The organism is Roseomonas rosulenta, from assembly GCF_016106005.1.
Taxonomy (GTDB): Bacteria; Pseudomonadota; Alphaproteobacteria; order Acetobacterales; family Acetobacteraceae; genus Neoroseomonas; species Neoroseomonas rosulenta.
In genome coordinates this window covers 1-992 of sequence record NZ_JACADR010000577.1, presented here as the reverse complement: position 1 = coordinate 992, position 992 = coordinate 1, and the positions used below count along the sequence as shown (strand labels likewise).

Here is a 992-nt window from a genome sequence, read left to right as displayed (position 1 = left end):
CGCCGGGGCGACGGGCCGCGGCGGGGCCTCGGGGCGCGCGGGCAGGCGCGGCGGCGTGTCGTTCACGCCCCGCCACCCGCCGTCAGCCGCGCCGCCTGCCCCACATAGGCCGCGCCGGAGGCGAGCGTGGTGGCCGCGACCGCCAGGATCATCCCGTCCAGCAGCAGCGGCGCCGAAAGCTCGAACCCCGACAGCAGCAGCGCCAGCGCGGCCAGCGCGATCTGCGCGAAGGTATTGGCCTTGCTGACCATCAGCGGGCGGATGCGCGCCCGCACGCCGAGCATCCAGAGGAAGACCACCCCGCCCACGATCAGCAGGTCGCGGAACACCACCAGGATGGCGAGCCAATCGGGAAGCACGCCGATCGCCGCGAGGGTGACATAGACCGAGACCAGCAGCGCCTTGTCCGCGATCGGATCGAGCAGCGCGCCGAGCGCCGAGCGTTGGTTCCACACCCGTGCGAGCCAGCCATCCACCGCATCCGAGATGCCCGCACCCACGAAGACCAGGAAGGCGAGGTCGAGCCGGTGCCGCAGCATCAGCCACACCGTCGCCGGCACGGCGCAGATGCGCGCCAGGGTGATGATGTTCGGCACGGTGAACAGCCCGGCCTCGCGCTCGGCCGGGCCGGCCCCGTCCGGGCGGCGCAGGCGGTCAGGATCGTCCGCCAAGGCCCACGCGCCAGGCATCGCCGGGCGCCCCGGAGCCGGGGACCATCGTCAGGCCCTGCCGGGCCAGCTCCTCCGCCGCCACCGCCGGCGGCGCGCGCAGCCCCAGGCGCAGGCGCGCCCGGTCGGTCGAGATGGCCACCACCTCGACGCGCGCGGCATTGGCCACCAGGCGCCGGCGGATCTCGAGCCATTCGTTGAGCGAGCCGTACTGCGCCACCGCCTCGACCGTCGCGGCGGCGGGCATCGGTGCCACGGGGCGGGGCGGCGGTTCGCCCGGCGCGGCGCCCTCGGCCGGCGTGCCCGCCTGGGCCGGGCTGGTCC

General features: G+C 75.9%; 2 protein-coding genes. Both read right to left on the bottom strand.

From position 1 onward, the window contains the following. Nucleotides 1-62: 62 nt before the first annotated feature. Nucleotides 63-671, bottom strand: coding sequence for a CDP-alcohol phosphatidyltransferase family protein (locus tag HW578_RS26970; RefSeq protein WP_232479332.1), 609 nt, complete (start codon nucleotides 669-671; stop codon nucleotides 63-65). After that, nucleotides 655-992 (bottom strand): hypothetical protein (locus HW578_RS26965; protein WP_198373769.1); only part of this gene is annotated, 338 nt, incomplete at its 5' end. The genes HW578_RS26970 and HW578_RS26965, both read right to left, overlap by 17 nt.